At 61.6% G+C, this 13,704-nt stretch carries 13 protein-coding genes, 1 tRNA gene and 1 other RNA gene; 6 read left to right on the forward strand and 9 right to left on the reverse strand.

The window, feature by feature from the left end:
* The first annotated feature begins 64 nt into the window (after positions 1 to 64).
* Complete coding sequence (locus AAFP29_RS08025; protein WP_419216814.1) at positions 65 to 1,699, forward strand: flavin-containing monooxygenase; 1,635 nt, start codon at positions 65 to 67, stop codon at positions 1,697 to 1,699.
* A 120-nt stretch (positions 1,700 to 1,819) separates the two neighbouring features.
* Here the strand turns inward: AAFP29_RS08025 and AAFP29_RS08030 are convergent, their stop codons facing one another.
* Positions 1,820 to 2,602, reverse strand: coding sequence for a winged helix-turn-helix domain-containing protein (locus AAFP29_RS08030; RefSeq protein WP_419216815.1), 783 nt, complete (start codon positions 2,600 to 2,602; stop codon positions 1,820 to 1,822).
* Positions 2,603 to 2,805: 203 nt separating this feature from the next.
* Between AAFP29_RS08030 and AAFP29_RS08035 the strand changes: the two genes are divergently transcribed.
* Positions 2,806 to 3,354 (forward strand): DUF1990 family protein, encoded by a 549-nt coding sequence (locus AAFP29_RS08035; RefSeq protein WP_419216816.1) that lies wholly within the window; start codon positions 2,806 to 2,808, stop codon positions 3,352 to 3,354.
* Here AAFP29_RS08035 and AAFP29_RS08040 read toward each other — a convergent pair.
* The 3 genes from AAFP29_RS08040 to ffs all read right to left on the reverse strand — a co-directional run bounded on the left by AAFP29_RS08040 (position 3,337) and on the right by ffs (position 6,163).
* On the reverse strand, positions 3,337 to 4,656 hold the full coding sequence (locus tag AAFP29_RS08040) for a glycosyltransferase 87 family protein (protein ID WP_419217245.1): 1,320 nt from the start codon (positions 4,654 to 4,656) through the stop codon (positions 3,337 to 3,339). The two genes, AAFP29_RS08035 and AAFP29_RS08040, sit on opposite strands and share 18 nt — an antisense overlap.
* Before the next feature lie 84 nt (positions 4,657 to 4,740).
* Positions 4,741 to 6,015 (reverse strand): aminotransferase class I/II-fold pyridoxal phosphate-dependent enzyme, encoded by a 1,275-nt coding sequence (locus tag AAFP29_RS08045; RefSeq protein WP_419216817.1) that lies wholly within the window; start codon positions 6,013 to 6,015, stop codon positions 4,741 to 4,743.
* Between the two features lie 53 nt (positions 6,016 to 6,068).
* An RNA gene (gene ffs, locus AAFP29_RS08050) (signal recognition particle sRNA small type) lies at positions 6,069 to 6,163 on the reverse strand.
* A gap of 97 nt (positions 6,164 to 6,260) precedes the next feature.
* Here ffs and AAFP29_RS08055 point away from each other — a divergent pair.
* Positions 6,261 to 6,345, forward strand: a tRNA-Ser gene (locus AAFP29_RS08055).
* A 71-nt stretch (positions 6,346 to 6,416) separates the two neighbouring features.
* Positions 6,417 to 7,046, forward strand: a complete 630-nt coding sequence (locus AAFP29_RS08060; RefSeq protein ID WP_419216818.1) for a hypothetical protein — start codon at positions 6,417 to 6,419, stop codon at positions 7,044 to 7,046.
* A gap of 3 nt (positions 7,047 to 7,049) precedes the next feature.
* Here the strand turns inward: AAFP29_RS08060 and AAFP29_RS08065 are convergent, their stop codons facing one another.
* On the reverse strand, positions 7,050 to 7,682 hold the full coding sequence (locus AAFP29_RS08065; protein ID WP_419216819.1) for an NADPH-dependent F420 reductase: 633 nt from the start codon (positions 7,680 to 7,682) through the stop codon (positions 7,050 to 7,052).
* Between AAFP29_RS08065 and AAFP29_RS08070 the strand changes: the two genes are divergently transcribed.
* Positions 7,681 to 8,100 carry a winged helix-turn-helix transcriptional regulator gene (locus AAFP29_RS08070; protein WP_419216820.1) on the forward strand — a complete coding sequence of 140 codons (420 nt, stop codon included), beginning with the start codon at positions 7,681 to 7,683 and terminating at the stop codon, positions 8,098 to 8,100. The genes AAFP29_RS08065 and AAFP29_RS08070 overlap by 2 nt on opposite strands.
* On the opposite strand, the gene AAFP29_RS08075 is transcribed toward AAFP29_RS08070, so the two are convergent.
* Genes AAFP29_RS08075 through AAFP29_RS08085 form a run of 3 tightly spaced genes read right to left on the reverse strand, consistent with a single transcriptional unit; the run spans position 8,097 to position 11,403 of the window.
* Positions 8,097 to 9,161: an HtaA domain-containing protein gene (locus AAFP29_RS08075; RefSeq protein WP_419216821.1), complete on the reverse strand. Its 1,065-nt coding sequence runs from the start codon at positions 9,159 to 9,161 to the stop codon at positions 8,097 to 8,099. The genes AAFP29_RS08070 and AAFP29_RS08075 overlap by 4 nt on opposite strands.
* 56 nt (positions 9,162 to 9,217) lie before the next feature.
* On the reverse strand, positions 9,218 to 10,354 hold the full coding sequence (locus AAFP29_RS08080; RefSeq protein WP_419216822.1) for a DNA polymerase domain-containing protein: 1,137 nt from the start codon (positions 10,352 to 10,354) through the stop codon (positions 9,218 to 9,220).
* Positions 10,354 to 11,403 (reverse strand): ATP-dependent DNA ligase, encoded by a 1,050-nt coding sequence (locus tag AAFP29_RS08085; RefSeq protein WP_419216823.1) that lies wholly within the window; start codon positions 11,401 to 11,403, stop codon positions 10,354 to 10,356. The genes AAFP29_RS08080 and AAFP29_RS08085 overlap by 1 nt, the downstream gene beginning before the upstream one ends.
* A gap of 33 nt (positions 11,404 to 11,436) precedes the next feature.
* Between AAFP29_RS08085 and gluQRS the strand changes: the two genes are divergently transcribed.
* Complete coding sequence (gene gluQRS, locus AAFP29_RS08090) at positions 11,437 to 12,378, forward strand: tRNA glutamyl-Q(34) synthetase GluQRS (RefSeq protein ID WP_419216824.1); 942 nt, start codon at positions 11,437 to 11,439, stop codon at positions 12,376 to 12,378.
* A 16-nt stretch (positions 12,379 to 12,394) separates the two neighbouring features.
* On the opposite strand, the gene tgt is transcribed toward gluQRS, so the two are convergent.
* On the reverse strand, positions 12,395 to 13,684 hold the full coding sequence (tgt, locus tag AAFP29_RS08095) for a tRNA guanosine(34) transglycosylase Tgt (protein ID WP_419217246.1): 1,290 nt from the start codon (positions 13,682 to 13,684) through the stop codon (positions 12,395 to 12,397).
* Positions 13,685 to 13,704: the final 20 nt, after the last annotated feature.

Below are 13,704 nucleotides of genomic sequence, written 5' to 3' on the forward strand. Positions count from 1 at the left end.
TCCTCCGCTTCTGTCTGAGACAGTGTAACTATAACTCACAGAACGCCTTGCGCGGAGGGATATCATGACAACGACGGTCAACGAGAAGAAGCGTCCGACACCAAAGGATGCACCAGGTGGCGATCCACTGGTCCCCGATTTTCAGGTGGCGATTATCGGTGCGGGACCAGGCGGCATCGCCGCCGGCGTCAAACTCAGCAAGGCAGGGATCGACAATTTCGCAATCATCGAACGTTCCGATGATTTCGGGGGCAGCTGGCACGAGAATCAGTATCCAGGTATCGCCGTCGATATTCCGGGTGTCGCCTACCAGTTCGGCTTCGCACGTAAGCACGACTGGTCACGAGTGTTCCCGTTCGGTCCCGAGGTCAAGAAGTACCACCAAGACGTTGCCCGCGACTTTGGGCTCTACGAGCACGCGGTGTTCAACACGAACGTCGACAAGGAAGTGTGGGCCGACGACGCGCACTACTGGAACCTGCACACGACTTCGGGAAAAGTGATCACCGCTCGTTTTGTGATCAGTGCGGTCGGTGCGTTCGTCCGGCCCAGAGCCGATAGTATCCCCGGAACCACCAAGTTCAAGGGCAAGATTCAACGGCCAACGAGCTGGGACTACTCCTGGGATCTCGCCGGAAAGACGGTCGCTGTAGTCGGCACTGGTGCCAGCGCTGTGCAGATCATCCCCGCGATCGCCAAAGACGTTGGCGCACTGACGGTATTTCAACGCACTCCGGTGTGGTGCGCGCCGATCAAGCCAGACGGCCCGATGCCAAAGGCCGCACAGGGAGTCCTGAAGATCCCCGGTTTGGTAGCCGGCGGCGAGAGCGCAGCACTTGTCGTCATCGACTTCCTGCTGCGCGCGGCCGTGTCAGTACCCTTGACCCTGGTCAAACCGGTACTGACCGCCTTCGACAAGGTCGCGATATCCGGATACGCAACATTCCTGAAGTTGTTCATCCGCAACGCCGAAACCGCCAAGAAACTAACCCCGAATTACGGTGTGATCGCCAAACGCCCGACGATGTCCAATGGCTACTTGCAGGCGTTCAACCGCAATAACGTCTCCCTGGTCACCGAACCGATCGACACCCTGACCGCCAAGGGCATCAAGACCCGCGATGGCGTTGAGCATCAATTCGACATGATCGTATTGGCTACCGGATACGAAGTGTTCTCCGACCCCGAGACCTACACAGTCGGGTCCATCGTCGGCCGCGAAGGCTTCGACCTCGGTGAGTTCTACACAAAGGAGGGGATGCAGGCATATCAGAGCGCTTCGGTGCACGGCGTGCCGAACCGATGGATGCTGGTCGGCCCATACTCGTGGACTGGTAGTGGGTGGCATGCCTTTGTCGAGATGACGGCCGACCACGCAATCCGCGCGATCACCGAAGCTAAGCGCCGCAATGCCACGCTGGTCGAAGTTCACCGAGCAGCTGCCGACGCCTATCACCGGAAGATTCTGCACTCCAACCGTGCGGTCAATTTTTACCTCGCGGATCTGAACGCTCATGTGCCGACGTACTACCGCAACTCTCAAGGTGACAGTACCTATATTCGGCCATCGGGCTTCTTCGAAGCCAGTCGGGGCAACCGCAAATTCCCTTACAGCGACTACAACTTCGCGAAGGTTGAACCCGCCACCCAAACCAGGGCCACGGCTGCCGCCAAGTTTGATCAGGTCAGCAACAAGTAGTGCTCGTAGTCGTAGGTCAGATGGAGTATCGCCGACCGCCCCGTGCTGTTCTGGCCGGGGCGGTCGGTTGATATTTCGGCCACTGACCGCGCAGAGAAACGCCCGTGCTTTCGCCGCGGACTAAGCGGTGGCGGCGTCGATATCGACGTCCGCGTGTGTCGTCGGCAATACGATCTCATCAAATTTCGCCAGCACCCGCTGATGATAGAGACCGAGCAGGTCGTCGAATAGCGCTAGCTGCGCCTCCGACGGTGCGGTACCCGAATCCCACACCGCAGTCATCGCCCGCCACATCAGCACGTGCAAATCCGGTGATACCGCGAAATAGGCGGCGAGCGCCTCCGGAACGGACAAAATCGTCGCACCGATCGAATTGAGCGTCGCCCGCTGGAATACGCTTCCAGCGCTCCCCATAATGTGCCGGATTAACACGAGCTCAAGCGAAAGAATCGCCGCGTGGTCTGGTTCTGATGCACGTGCCAAAGCTTCGAGCTGATCAACGTTGTCGCTTAGATCGCCCCGACGTTCCGAACCGTCGCATAGTGCGGTGTACGACAGAAAAGCATCGGCGAGTATCTGCCGCTGGCTCTCCACCATTTCTTCGAACATCTCGCTCGCGGCCTCCGGAAAAGACGTCACCGATAGACGGAAGAGGCGGCAGTAAACTTCCATACCTCCGTCAACACGAACGTCACGCACCACAAAGCCTTTGGCGCGCTTGGCGTCGACGAACCCCTGCGACTCCAACCGTCCCAGCACCAGTTGGGCGGTGGCACGATTGATCTCGAACTCTTCGGCCACTTGCCGAACCGACGGCATGAGCGTCCTGGGCGCGTACTCACCAGCGACTACGCGACGCGCCAGCATGTCCGCCACGTCAACGACTACAGTGCGGGAATCCATTACTACAGCCTCTCCGTTGGTGGTCTGCGATCTGGGATCTTGCATCTCAGACAGTACACCGGGTATATCCAGGCAGCCATACCAAAATCCGACCCTTACACCTAGTTGTGGGGAGATTCACTCGAACGTTGCGGGCCTGCACCAGCGGCAACCCAGTACCTACGGCTGACTGGGACAGTCACGAGGTGCACTATGGTTACCCCATGAACTCAGTCGAGCAGTTGTCCCCAAGTGCCGTCGAACAACTGAGTGCCGCCGCGCTTACCTATAGCCACGTAGGAGCGACCGCGGCAGGTCGGGAAATGCCCGCAGACTATCACCGTCTGCAAACCGCGGCGATCATCGGCAGTGGAGACGACTACTTCACGCGGGCCCGCGAAGCGCTTCTCTCCTGGCAGGTCCAGCTCCGCTCCGGTATTCGAGTCGCATCGTCGTCGCCCACCATCTCCGTAGGTACGGTCGCCACACTGACTATCGGCGTTGGGCCCATCGGCATGAAGGCACCGGTCCGCGTAGTAGACGTGCTGGACGAACCGCGCCACGTCGTCTTCACCTATGGAACATTGCCCGGCCATCCAGAGAGTGGGGAGGAGCGATTCGGCATCCGGCAATCCAGCGACGGCCTAATCGAATTCGAGATTCGCGCGTTCTCCCGCCATCAATCGGTCTTGACGCGGATAGGCGGCCCCGCCGGACGAATCGCTCAGGGGCTGATCACCCGGCGGTATCTTTCCTCACTCAAGGACGGTTAACTCACGGCCTTTCGTCAGCTTGGAATCGAAGCTGCTCAACGGTCCGCGGCAAACGACAATCGTCGCAACCGCCACCGCGATGAACACCCAGTTATAGGGATCGACGGTGAACCACCGCAACCACACGATGCCATTCTTGAAGAACAGGCCGGTCAGAAATGCCTCGGGCACAGCCTGATTGACCAGCCACATGGAGAACGCGAAATGCTCGCGCCAGGCGAAGGTGGCCAGAAATCCGGCGGCGAGCCCCACTGCGGTCACGACCCGCATCGGCCACGACCGCCCGCTGTCGAGAACCAGATGGATACCTAGGACGACCAGCGGCACGAACCACACCCAATGATGCCCCCAGGACATCGGCGACACCACACACGAAGTCATCCCCACCAGAGACAGCGCGAGCAATTCCTGCCCTCGACGGTGCGCGAGCACCGCGGCACACATGCCTAGGGCCAGCGCTGCTAGCACCGTGCCCAACCACAGCAGCACATTCGGTGAGTCCGTACCGATGAGATTCGCCAGCGCACCGCGCGCGGACTGGTTCCCGGTGGTCTGCGGCATTCCCACCCGATTCGAATCGAACATTGTCTGTGTCCAGAACTTCCATGACTCGGCGGGGAAGATCACGAAGCCGACGGCAATCGTCCCGGCGAATCCGCCAACTACCCCGAACGCGGCCCGCCAGCGTCGAAGTAACACCAGATAGAAGACGAAGATCAACGGAGTCAGTTTAATGCCGGCGGCCAAACCCGTTGCCACGCCCGCCAATCGCGGCTCGGATCGAGTACCACTCGCCGAGTCCTCGCGGTGAACAGGCATGCGGCGCAACAAATCCAAGAGGATCAGCAGTATCAAGAAGACATTGATCTGCCCGTACCAGACCGTCGTGCGTACCGGCTCAAGCAACAGCATCACCGAGACCAATGAAATCGCGACCACCCGGAGCCGCCAATTCACCTGGTGGCCAAGACTTTTGAAGCTGACCATGATGATCAGATACAGGGCGATCAGGATTCCGACCGACCACACCACCCGCGCGACGTCGAAAGACATCATGGCGAACGGGATGAATACCACCATCGATATCGGCGCATAGGTGTAATCCATCTGACCGAGAAGCTTTGCGTCGTAGAGGTTTCCGCCGTTCAGGACGGTCCGGGCACCGGCCCGGTACACGTCGAGGTCGAGTTGATAGTCGAATAGTCCCCACAACGGCTTCGAGAACGGAACGATGACGTCTTGCAACCACCACGCGAGCGCTCCGACGAATACGAAGCCGACGACGCTCACCGTCGAGGTCAGGCCCCGCCGACGTATCGGCGGGGCCTGTCTCGTTGATCGGTCTTGCGTCACATCAAGTTTTGTCGAGGAGTGCAGATCCGGCGATCAATGCGATTCCAGCAACACCTCGGTCGACGCCAGAAGAACACATGTAGCGACGCCGTCCATCGCGACCTTCAACTCGTCGATCTGCGGGAAGGTCGGCGCCAGGCGGATGTTTCGGTCGTGCGGATCTTTCTTGTACGGATAGGTCGACCCGGCGGCGGTAAGCGCGATACCCGCCTGCTTCGCCAGTTCTATAGTTCTGGCCGCGGCACCGTCGAGCACGTCGAGGCTGATGAAATATCCGCCCTCGGGTTCGGTCCACGACGCCACCTTGGACTCGGCGAGGCGAGATTCCAGAATGTCGAGCACGGCCTGGAATTTCGGTACCAGCAGCTCGCGGTGACGCGCCATATGCGCACGCACGCCGTCGGCATCGCCGAAGAATTTCACGTGCCGTAGCTGGTTGACCTTATCCGGGCCGATGGTCTTAGCCGACGCATTCTTGGTGAACCAGTCGAGGTTGGCCTTCGACGAGCCGAAAAAGGACACTCCGGCACCGGCGAAGGTGATCTTCGACGTCGAGCCCAGCACATAAACGCGGTCGGGGTGGCCGGCTTGTTCGGCCCACTCCAGGACTGGCAGCACGGCCGGTGCGGCGTCGACCAACGTATGGACCACGTAGGCGTTGTCCCAGAAGATGCGGAAGTCGTCGGGCGCGGGCATTTCCAGCAGGCGTCGGGTGGTCTCCGCGGAGAAGGTGACGCCGGTCGGGTTGGAGTAGGTCGGTACGGCCCACAATCCCTTGATACTTGGGTCGGATGCGACAAGTTCGGCACATACTTCGACGTCGGGGCCGTCGGGCAGCATGGGCACCGGGATCATCTCAATGCCGTAGCCCTGCGTGATGGCGAAGTGACGGTCGTAGCCGGGGCTGGGACAGAGGAATTTGATCGGCGCTTGTGCGGCCCACGTCGTCGACGATCCCGCAGTCCCGTGCAGCAGGCCGAACACAGTGAGGTCATGCATGATCTCCAGGCTGGAATTGCCGAGTGCCAGAAGTTGTTCTGGCGCGATGCCGAGGAGTTCACCGAAGATGACGCGCAGGTCGGTGAGACCCGCGAGACCGCCGTAGTTGCGGGTATCGAGGCCGTTCGAGTCGCGATACTCATCACCGGGCAGCGACAGCAGTCCGTTGGAGAGGTCGAGTTGCTCGGGTGCCGGCTTGCCACGGGTGAGGTCGAGTTTCAGCCCAGCGGCTTGGAGGCGTGCGTACTGCTTGGTTAAGTCGTCGGCGATGGTGCGAAGTTCATCAGGGCTCATCGAGTGAAAGTTCACGACTTGAGGGCCTCTCGCAAGCGAAGACACAGTGCAGCGGTGGTGGATCTAGAGATAGGGGACCCCGCGCACCCGAGAGAGCCCGTTGACCCTTGCTGCCTTCCGGCCCTGGGGGAGTTCACAGGATGCACGCCGCGCGGGATCCGTTAAGAAGTGTAGACGGTGGACCTGAGACAGCTCGCACGGTGGGGTCCGACGTGGCCGTTTTGAGTTCGGACACCTAGGGCGGTTATCATTCCCGGGTTGGAGGATTCGCCTAGTGGCCTATGGCGCTCGCCTGGAACGCGGGTTGGGTTAACGCCCTCAGGGGTTCAAATCCCCTATCCTCCGCAGCGAAACGCCCGTGTGCCTGATCACTCAGGTTGCGGGCGTTTCTCATTTCATCGGTCAAGATGGACTTCATGATTCGACAGTCCGCGGGTTTCGCCTTGCTTGGCTCACTGCTCGCGTTGCTGGGGGCCGCAGTATTCCAGGGGCACTCCTCCGACGGTTACGCCACCTACTTCATCGGTGGTGGCAGCAATTTCGGTGATTGGGGCTACCTCGAAGTCGCCGTCGGCGGCGCGATCCTCGGACTAGTGATCGGCGCGACGCTCTGGTTCGTCGGCTTACGAACGTCGGGCTCGCTCGACAATCGAATCGCCCGTGTCACGGCGGCGGGCCTACTTGGTACCACCGTCGGTATGTCTCCGACCTTGGTGCTCGTCAGCGGCGCCTTCAACGACGCGACCCGCGACGCCCCGATCTTCGTTATCTACCCGGTGAGTGCGGTCCTCGCATATGTGCTCGCACTCGCCGCGGTATTCATCGTCTTACGCATCGCAGGCGATGAATCCGCAACGGCCACAACAAAGACAACAGCAGCGATACTTCCGATCGGCGGTGTTATCGCCACACTGACCGGCGTCGGCGCGGCCTACCGGTTCTCCTATTCGACGTCGACGCCGACGTGGATCGTGGTCTTCATCGTGGTCGTCTTGGTACTCGCGGCCACCTTTGGGGCGGGCCGGGCACTCGCGATACGGGACTGAGTTTCACAGTCGCGGCACGGCAGAGCGCGGATTGACGCCCGCGAATGCCAGGCCGATGACCGCACCGGCCAGTTCCTCAAGTTGCCTCGCCCGATCGAGACCGCCCAGCACGTGCGGGGTGGCACCGACATCGCGCACCAGGCGGTGCGCCAATTCAACCGACCCCGGGTGGTCTCCAGCCAGCGGGACCACCAATTCGTTTGTCGCATAATCCCATTCGGTCGCGGGATAGACGTTGAAAGCCTTCACGACATTCGCCGCGGATAGGCGGCTGGAGATATACTCAGCAGCCGATCCTGACCGCAATAGATGTCGCCCCACCCCGTGTTCCACCGGATTGATCGGATCGATGATCGTAAGTCCGGCCGCGCCGCCAGTCGCTTCGACAATGTCGAGCATGTCGTCGACGCCGGCCCACGGCACCGCCAGCACCGCTACGTCGACATCTGTCACCGCATCCCGCAGCGAACCTGATCTCGCAGCGCCTACCGACTGCGCAAGCAGTCCTGCCCGCTCAGACGAACGTCCGCCGAAGACGACATCGTGGCCCGCGCGGTGCCAACGGCCACCAAGTGCGCGAGCGAGATGTCCGGTACCGCAGATTCCGATGGTGAGGGGAGGGATCAATCGCATCATGACGCCGACGCTAGACACTGTGCTGTGCACCATTCGGTGCACAGTCTGGTGGGATGATTGCCGAGTGGCCCACCTACCCGATGATTCACCTCACGACTACCTCGCCGATTGTCGAATCCGAGCCGCGACGGATCTGCTCCGGCACCAATGGGATCCAGTGGTGCTCGCGGCCCTGGCCGACAAATCACTGCGCAGGTCGCAGTTGTACGCCGCCATCGGACAGGTCGCCCAAAAGCCGCTGGGGGAAGCGATCGCGCGTCTCGTCGCCGCAGACCTATTAACCAACACATCTGGCGTATTGACACTCACCGCTCTGGGCAGGTCGTTCTACGACGGACCGCTACGAGCGCTCGCCGCCTGGACTGACCAATACGGGACCGAGCTATTAGCGAATAGCGACGACGCCGACTCCGTCTAAGACCGCAACGTCAGAGGCGACGCCGCCCCTGTGCTCACCAGTGCCAGCGCCTCGGGCCTGATCCCGGGGCGGAATCGCACCGATGCCGCGGTGACCTCGCCGGTGGTGGTGAGGCCGCGTAGGTCGACGTCGGCGATATCGACGCGCCGCATGGCGTCGGTGCCATTCATATTGGTCGTTGAGGTCAGCATGCTCAACACGCCACGACCGCCGCGCACGACAATCTGAGGGTCGGACATCGCGAACTCGAGGAGATGGAACCGCGTGTAAGCGACGATCGTGCCACGGTAGCGGAGAATCCCGTTCCCGCCACGAATCTTCTTATCCCGCAATGAGAACGCCAGCTTTCCATCGTCGCCCACGCTGGCACCGTCTGATGCCGCTATGCCTCCCTGCGCGGTCTTGGTGACACGGTCGTGAAAGGTCGGCGAATATGCCCACAGCAGGTTGCGCGGCGCCGGCTTAGACGTATTGGGTCCGGGCGCAGTGCTGTAGTTGACGGGAACATAGCGCTCCTGCGCGGCGTTGTCAGCACCCGCTGCTCCGTAGGTGTAGACACCGAAACGTGCACCGGTAGGCATATTCGACGGCGTGGTGGTCTTGATCCGCGCGACGAACGAGCCATCGGCCTTAAGCGCGACCCACTGCTGCCGGATAGTGCGGTTCATGTCGAATGGAGCACTCGGAACCCTCGCCAGAGCGGACCGCGAAAGGGCCCACTTCACCGCGGAACGCGTTGCCGCACGTGAGGATTCGGGCGCACCTCTGGACGGCTGCCATACCGGCGAGAACGCGCCGAACGCTATGAAGGTGCCATGCGGCACCCCCGGTGGAACCGGAACGGGCAGACCGTACTTGTTGGCATCGGGATCGAATCCGTGTCCACGAACGACGAGTTCGTCTCCCGGATGAATCTGCGTTGCGCCGATCGGCGTCCTACCGTCAGCCGCGAATACCGCGATGCGAGCGGTCTTCGTCGCGGGCGCAGCCGAGACCACCGCGGGTGCTACACCGACCAATGCGACCAGCACACCAAGGACTACTACTACCGAACGCCTCATACGCGGAGCCTAGCCTTAGCTACCCGTGCGACAGAAGGGACTATGGTCCCTTGTGCTCACTCCGCTATCCGGTTGCCCTGCTCATCCCAGTGCTCAGCCACCTTCTTACTCGGCTGCACCCGCGGCGGCTCCCCCGGCATCTTGGGATAGCTGGGCGGATAGGGCATATCGCCGAGACCATCAGCCTCGTCGCGCTGCACCATCTCCAGCAAAGCCTCGATTCCCGTTGCTGCGGAATCGACTTCGGACCATGGGTCACCGCGTTTTGCCACTAGCGCGGGAACCGTCGCGATTGTGCAATCGCGCGGATCGACGTCGACCAGTTCATCCCAGGTCACCGGCGTCGACACCATCGCGGTCGGAGTCCGCCGCGCCGAGTATGGCGACGCCATCGTCCGGTCACGCGCGTTCTGGTTGAAATCGATGAAGATCCGACTCCCTCGCTCCTCTTTCCACCACGACGTCGTAATGCGCTCGGGATCTCGACGCTCCAGCTCTCGCGCGAGTGCGATCACGCTGCGCCTGGTCGCGATGAAATCCCACCGCGGCTCGATCGGCACGTAGACGTGGATGCCGCGACTGCCCGATGTTTTCGCGAAGCCAGTGAAACCTAGCTCGTTCAACAATGGATTCAGAACTTCGACGGCGACGCGGCGCACATCCTCGAAATCCGTACCGGGAGAAGGGTCGAGATCGATGCGCAACTGATTCGGATGATCATTGTCCGACTTGAGATCGGGCCCGCTCGCCGACGCTCCCGGCGCCTCACCTTCAAACCCGTGCGCTCCCGGCGCCCAGGTCGGCCAGGTGTGGAACGTGAACGTCCCCAGGTTCGCCGCCCACACGACATCGGCCGGAACTCGTGGGCGGATCGCGTCACCAGTACGGCCCGATGGGAACGTAATCCGGGTGGACTCAACATGTTCCGGCCGCTTCTTGGCGATGTGTTTCTGATAGATCTGCTCACCTTCGACGCCGTCCGGGAACCGCTGTAGGAAGGTCGGCCGATCGCGAAGCGCGGTCATAAGCGACCCCGGTGAGACCCCGTCTCCCAACGCCATCGTCCGGTAATAGCCAACCAAATCCCTTTTGCGGCCGCCGTTTTCACCGAGTTCAGGGAAGTAGATCTTGTCCGGGTTACTCATTCGCACGGAGATGCCGTCGACGTCGAGCTGTTCGGCTGGGGTCGCCATCAGGATATTCCTTCCAGTACGTCATGGAGGTCATAGGTCAGCGGCACTTCCAACTGGCCGTAGCCGCAGCTTTCCGGTTCGCGGTCGGGGCGCCAGCGGAGGAATTTGACCGTATGCCTGAACCGATGACTTTCCATTTGGTCATAGGCGAATTCGGCAACCAGCTCGGGCCGGATCGGGATCCATTCTCCGGTCGCCGATGATCGCCATCGATTCACCTCACCCGGTGCCGTCTTCTCCGGGTCGAGCCGCATCGGCTCGAATTGTTCTTGCAGCTCAACGCGTTTCGTGTCGCTGAAGGCGGCCGACCCGCCGACCATCCGCATTTCCCCGTCCTGGTAGAGCCCGAGCAGCATCGAGCCGAGTCCGGTTCCACTCTTATGTACGCGGTATCCGATGACAACACAGTCAGCGGTCCGTTTGTGTTTGACCTTCAACATCTCTCGTTTGCCCGGCAGATAGTGGCTACCCAACGGCTTGGCGACCACACCGTCGAGCCCGGCACCCTCGAACGCGGAGAACCATTCGGTTGCCCGCTGCGGGTCGGCCGTGACCCGACTGACTCGCAGAGTCGAGGAACTGTCGGTGGAACCGATCGCGTCGAGCAACGCGGTGCGTCGGACGGAAAACGGTTCGCCGGTCACATCTGCCGTTCCGAGCGCCAGCGCGTCGAAGCCGATGAAGATGGCCGGCGTGGTCTCGGCGAGCATCGTCACCCGCGACTCTGCCGGATGAATGCGCTGCGACAACGAGTCCCAGTCGAGCCGATGAACACCGCCGATCTTCGCTGGCACTCCGATCTCACCGTCAACCACCACCTTGTCCGGCAGTTGTTCCTTCGCCGCCGAGACGACCTCTGGGAAGTATCGAGCGAGGTCCTTGCCGCTACGCGAGCCGATGACCACGTCGTCGCCGTCGCGGAAGATCAACGCGCGAAAGCCATCCCATTTGGGTTCATAGGAGTAGGCCGGATCATCCGGCTGGGCAGGGACTTTGGCCACGGCTTTGGCGAGCATCGGTGCGACGGGCGGCATCACGGGGAGATCCACGCCCACCATCCTTGCACTTGTAGGGTCGAGGCAATGGATACTTCCCAGGTGCGCCGCGATTTGTCTGGCGGGCGCTCCGCGCCGTTGCCGGCCGGGCGCTTCGCGCCGTCGCCGTCGGGCGACCTGCATATCGGCAATCTGCGGACCGCAGTGCTCGCCTGGCTGTTCGCGCGGACGACCAACCGCCAGTTCCTGCTTCGAATGGAAGACCTCGACCGTGCCGCCGTTGGTTCCGATCAACGACAGATCGACGACCTGCGCTCCATCGGTCTCGACTGGGAGCCGCCGGTCACCTACCAGACAACGCGGCTTGCGATCTACGACGCTGTCGTATCCCAACTGACCGGCGACGGTCGAACTTTCGAATGTTTCTGCACGCGCCGGGAGATTCTGGAGGCTCCCTCGGCACCGCACACGCCGCCGGGAGCGTATCCGGGAACATGTGCGAATCTCACTGCTGCGCAACGCGACGAGCGCCGAGGGGGCCGACCACCGGCAATTCGGATTCGCGCGGAGACCACCGAATTCGCGGTCAGCGACCAGTTTTACGGCGAATACATCGGGGCCGTCGACGATTTCGTCATTCGCCGTAACGATGGCACTCCCGCCTACAACCTCGCAGTCGTTATCGACGATGCGGCCTTTGGGATCGATCAGGTGGTGCGCGGCGACGATCTGATCTCGTCGGCGCCACGACAGGCGTATCTCGCAACGTTGTTGGGTCATCAAGCACCGACTTACGTACATGTGCCAATGGTCTTGAATACCAAGGGGATTCGCTTATCTAAGCGGGATGGCGCCGTTACCTTGGCCGACCTTCGCGACGCCGGCATTTCGGCGGCGCAGGTCCTTGCCGCGATCTGGCGGTCGTTGGGCATGGCCAGTCCGGGGGAAACGCTGTCGCTGGTCGAAGCCGCCGCACGTTTCGATTCAGCGCACCTGCCCCGCGACCCCTGGATCTTCGACGGGGTCTAGTCAGCTACACACCGAGCTACGGCGTCTTCCCCGCGTAGTACCTGCCCAGGAACGCATCCCGGTACTCGAAATACTCGCCGTTCTCGATCGCCTTTCGCGCACCGTCGACCATATCGATCACAAATGACACGTTGTGCAGCGTCGCCAACGTCGCCGCCAATCCTTCCTTGGCCTTGAACAGATGATGCAGGTACGCCCGGGAGTATTGCGAAGTGTAGTTCTCGATCTCCGGATCCAGTGACCCGAAATCCGTACGGAAGCGGGCATTGGTGACGTTGTACCGGCCATCGAGGGAGTAGATCGCGCCGTTGCGCGCCACCCTCGTCGGCGACACGCAATCGAAGGTGTCCGCACCGTTCTCGATGGCGGTGAAGATGTCATCGGGTTCGCTAATACCCAATAGATGTTTCGGTTTATCCTGCGGCAGTTCAGAATTCACCCATCCCACGATCGTCCCGAGATTCTGCTTCTCCAGCGCGCCGCCGATCCCGAAGCCACCGAAGCCTTTCCCGCCGTCGGCCACGTCTTGCTCCGACATCGCGGTGAGGTCGCGAGCAGCTTTTCGGCGCAAGTCCTCATACTGCGCCCCTTGAATGACCCCCCAAAGCGACTGCTGCGGCCGATGCGCTCGTTCGACCGACAGTCGGTTGTGTTCGGCCAGGCAGCGAATTGCCCACAGCCGCGTTCGTTCGAGCGAATTCTCTTGGTAGGAAAGGGTATTCATCAACGTGGTCAGCTCGTCGAAGCCGAAGATGATGTCAGCGCCTAGCCCGTGCTGTATCCGCATCGACAGTTCCGGGGTGAAACGATGGGTCGAACCGTCGAGGTGGGATTTGAAAGTCACGCCGTCGTCATCGACGCGAGCGAGTCGTTCACGACCTTCGGCGATCTTGTCGTCGTCCTGCTGCCCCGACACATCCATCGAGATGACCTTCTTGAACCCGGCTCCCAGCGACATCACCTGAAAGCCCCCGCTGTCGGTGTACGTGGGACCCGACCAATTCATGAAGGCGCCCAGGCCACCGGCCTGGTCGATGATGTCGTATCCCGGCTGCAGGTAGAGGTGATACGCGTTCGCGAGGACCGCCTGAGCCCCCAACGACGCGACCGCTTCGGGCAGAACCGTCTTGACTGTCGCTTTGGTACCAACGGGCACAAAAGCCGGCGTCGCGATGTCACCATGCGGCGTCGAGATGACTCCGGTCCGGCCCAGTGTCCCCGGCAAGGAAGTGCCATGGGTGAAACCGGGCGCGCGACGCGGTTGGTTGCCGTCTTGTTGTTCAGCGGGTGCAGTCACGGCCAGCATCTTCCCAGGTAATCCGCCGA

This window comes from Gordonia sp. CPCC 205333 (assembly GCF_048537885.1).
Taxonomy (GTDB): domain Bacteria; phylum Actinomycetota; class Actinomycetes; order Mycobacteriales; family Mycobacteriaceae; genus Gordonia.

Bases quoted from the DNA above. Each gene is read 5' to 3' on its own strand.
- AAFP29_RS08025 (WP_419216814.1), top strand. From the start codon at position 65: ATGACAACGACGGTCAACGAGAAGAAGCGTCCGACACCAAAGGATGCA.
- AAFP29_RS08030 (WP_419216815.1), bottom strand. From the start codon at position 2,602: ATGGATTCCCGCACTGTAGTCGTTGACGTGGCGGACATGCTGGCGCGT.
- AAFP29_RS08035 (WP_419216816.1), top strand. From the start codon at position 2,806: ATGAACTCAGTCGAGCAGTTGTCCCCAAGTGCCGTCGAACAACTGAGT.
- AAFP29_RS08060 (WP_419216818.1), top strand. From the start codon at position 6,417: ATGATTCGACAGTCCGCGGGTTTCGCCTTGCTTGGCTCACTGCTCGCG.
- AAFP29_RS08070 (WP_419216820.1), top strand. From the start codon at position 7,681: ATGACGCCGACGCTAGACACTGTGCTGTGCACCATTCGGTGCACAGTC.
- AAFP29_RS08065 (WP_419216819.1), bottom strand. From the start codon at position 7,682: ATGATGCGATTGATCCCTCCCCTCACCATCGGAATCTGCGGTACCGGA.
- AAFP29_RS08075 (WP_419216821.1), bottom strand. From the start codon at position 9,161: ATGAGGCGTTCGGTAGTAGTAGTCCTTGGTGTGCTGGTCGCATTGGTC.
- AAFP29_RS08080 (WP_419216822.1), bottom strand. From the start codon at position 10,354: ATGGCGACCCCAGCCGAACAGCTCGACGTCGACGGCATCTCCGTGCGA.
- gluQRS (WP_419216824.1), top strand. From the start codon at position 11,437: ATGGATACTTCCCAGGTGCGCCGCGATTTGTCTGGCGGGCGCTCCGCG.
- tgt (WP_419217246.1), bottom strand. From the start codon at position 13,684: ATGCTGGCCGTGACTGCACCCGCTGAACAACAAGACGGCAACCAACCG.